The following is a 2,849-nucleotide window of genomic DNA, read 5'->3' as shown; positions in this document are numbered from 1 at the left end:
GGCGGCATGCGCCAGCGCGTGATGATCGCGATGGCGCTGGCGTGCCGGCCCAAGCTCGTCATCGCCGACGAGCCGACCACCGCGCTCGACGTCACCATCCAGGCGCAGATCCTCGATCTGTTGCAGGACATGAAGGAACGCTTCGGCATGGCGGTGATGCTGATCACGCACGCGATGGGCGTGGTCGCCGAGACCGCGCAACGCGTCGTCGTGATGTACGCCGGCAAGGTGGTGGAGGAGGCGCCGGTCGACGAACTGTTCGGCAATCCGCGCCATCCCTACACCCAGGGCCTGATCCGCTCGATCCCGCGCATCGATCTCGACGCCGCGCACAAGACGCGGCTGGAGGCGATCGGCGGCTCGGTGCCGATCCTGATCAATCCGCCGCCCGGCTGCCGTTTTGCCGCCCGCTGCAAATACGCCATGAGCATCTGCACCGAAAAGGAGCCGCGGCTGCGCGAGATCGCGCCCGGCCATCGCATGGCCTGCCACCTCGGAGACGTGTCATGAGCGAGCCGCTGCTGCGCGTTTCCAATCTGAAGAAGCACTTTCCGGTGCTGGGCGGCCTGCTGTCGCGCGAGGTCGGCCAGGTCTATGCGGTCGACGGCGTGTCGTTCTCGGTCAATCGCGGCGAGACGCTCGGCCTCGTCGGCGAATCCGGCTGCGGCAAGTCGACCACCGGCCGCTGCGTGCTGCGCCTGATCGAGCCGACCTCGGGCGAGGTCGTGTTCGACGGCCAGAGCGTGACGGGTCTGGGCGGCGGCGATCTGCGCGCCATGCGGCGCAACATGCAGCTGGTGTTCCAGGATCCGTTCGCCTCGCTCAATCCGCGCATGACGGTCGGCGCGATCCTTGGCGAGCCCTTCATCATCCATAACCTCGTGAGCTCGGCCAGCGAGCGGGAGGACCGCGTCGCGAGCCTGTTGGTCAAGGTCGGACTGAAGGCCGAGCACATGCGGCGCTACCCGCATGAATTCTCCGGCGGCCAGCGCCAGCGCATCGCGATCGCCCGCGCGCTGACGCTGGAGCCGAAGCTGATCGTGTGCGACGAGCCGGTCTCCGCGCTCGACGTCTCGATCCAGGCCCAGGTCATCAACCTGCTCGAGGATCTGCAGGCCGAGCTGAACCTCACCTATCTGTTCGTCGCCCACGATCTCTCAGTCGTGGAGCACATCTCCGACCGCGTCGCGGTGATGTATCTCGGCCGCATCGTCGAGATCGCCAAGGCCAGCGATCTCTACCGCAACCCTCAGCATCCATACACCAAGGCGCTGCTCTCGGCCGTGCCGGTGCCGGATCCCAAGGCGAAGCGCGACCGCATCCGCCTGAAGGGCGACGTGCCGAGCCCGATGAATCCGCCCAAGGGCTGCCACTTCCACACCCGCTGTCCGATCGCCGAAGAGCGCTGCCGGCAGAGCGCGCCGGAACTGCTGGAAGGCAGGAACGGGCATTCCGTGGCGTGCCATCTGGCGTAGGTCGCGCGCCAGATGCGATAGCCAGCCGGCGCGGGAGCGCACCGCCAAAATATCGAAAACAACCCCATGCAAAGCGGCCGGCGGCTGCGGGCGTTCGACACGGCACTTGACATGTCGGGCAAATCAGCGGCATTATTCGATAATTCCGAAATAGTGGCGACGATAGTTGAAATCACGTCGTCAGACGTTAACGCCGCTTGGTGTTGGTCCGCGGCTTCGGTCCGGCCTTTGTCTTGATCTTCCGCCGCGGTGCGGGCGCGACGGCGTCCTCAACCTCATTCACCTCCGTCCGCAGCGTCTCGAGCAGCCAGTCGCGAAACGCGCGCATGCCCGGCGTCACCTCGCGCGATTTCAGCCAGGTCAGCCAGTAGGATCCCGCCGGGACCTCGGCCGCGAACGGCCGCTTGAGCCGGCCGGAGGCCAGCTCATTGTCGAACATCGCGATCGGCACCAGCCCGACGCCGACGCCGCGCGCGGCGGCCTCGGCCATCGCGACCGAACTGTCGAAGATCGGCCCCTGGATTTTCGGACACGGCGCGCCGGCGACCGCAAACCATAGCGGCCACTCCTCGGCGCGGTAGGAGCGCAGCAGGAATTCCTGCGCGAGATCGGACGGCTTGCGCAGCCGGTCCGCCGCGTCGGGGCAGCACACCGGCGAGAGCGGTGCGGACAACAGATGGATCGCCTCGGTGCCGTGCCACGAGCCGTCGCCGAAGCGCAGCGCGAGATCGAGCCCGTCGCCTGCGATGTCGACGCGGTTGTTGTTGGTGAGCAGACGCAGATCGATATAGGGATGCGCGCGCTTGAAGCGGTCGACCCTTTGCAAGAGCCATCCGGTCGCGAACGTCGTGACGCAGCCGACGGTCACGACCTCGCGCGTGCCCTTGGCCTCGATGCGGTCGATCGCGGCGCCGATCCGGTCGAGCGCGTCCGACAGCACCGGCAGCAGCGCCAGCCCCTCGTCGGTGAGCACCAGCCCGCGCGGCAGCCGGCGGAACAGGCTCGTACCCAGGAGGTCCTCGAGCTGCTTGACCTGATGGCTGATCGCGGTCTGCGTCACGCGCAGCTCCATCCCGGCGCGGGTGAAGCTGAGCAGCCGCGCCGAGGCCTCGAAGGCGCGCAGCGCGTTCAGCGGGAGGTGCCGGCGCACGGCGTCATGACCAAGTTTTCCTCATGCCTCGCTGTATAAATGATTGTTTGTGCGCCGTCACGCCGCCCGGCAGGTTCGCGCCGCCAACGGGAGATTCGACATGCTGACGAGACGGACATTTGGATTGCGCGCGCTGGGCCTTGCGGTGTCCTGCACCCTGCCGCGGCAAGGCGCAGCGGCAGGACCAGGCGAGCCGGCGCAGCGGCTGCAGCAGGAGTTTGCGC

The 2,849-nt window shown here is 67.4% G+C and carries 3 protein-coding genes; 2 read left to right on the top strand and 1 reads right to left on the bottom strand.

The window, feature by feature from the left end; translation table 11 throughout:
- Together AKL29_RS45860 and AKL29_RS31505 are read left to right on the top strand one after the other, a co-directional pair.
- The coding region (locus AKL29_RS45860; RefSeq protein ID WP_244482526.1) for an ABC transporter ATP-binding protein at nt 1–510 on the top strand (510 nt) is incomplete at its 5' end.
- Nucleotides 507–1,475 (top strand): ABC transporter ATP-binding protein, encoded by a 969-nt coding sequence (locus AKL29_RS31505; RefSeq protein WP_050386847.1) that lies wholly within the window; start codon nt 507–509, stop codon nt 1,473–1,475. The genes AKL29_RS45860 and AKL29_RS31505, both read left to right, overlap by 4 nt.
- 187 nt (nt 1,476–1,662) lie before the next feature.
- Here the strand turns inward: AKL29_RS31505 and AKL29_RS31500 are convergent, their stop codons facing one another.
- Nucleotides 1,663–2,625 (bottom strand): LysR family transcriptional regulator, encoded by a 963-nt coding sequence (locus AKL29_RS31500; protein WP_050386846.1) that lies wholly within the window; start codon nt 2,623–2,625, stop codon nt 1,663–1,665.
- Nucleotides 2,626–2,849: the final 224 nt, after the last annotated feature.

The organism is Bradyrhizobium pachyrhizi (assembly GCF_001189245.1).
GTDB lineage: Bacteria > Pseudomonadota > Alphaproteobacteria > Rhizobiales > Xanthobacteraceae > Bradyrhizobium > Bradyrhizobium pachyrhizi.
This window is presented reverse-complemented; position numbering and strand designations above follow the sequence as displayed.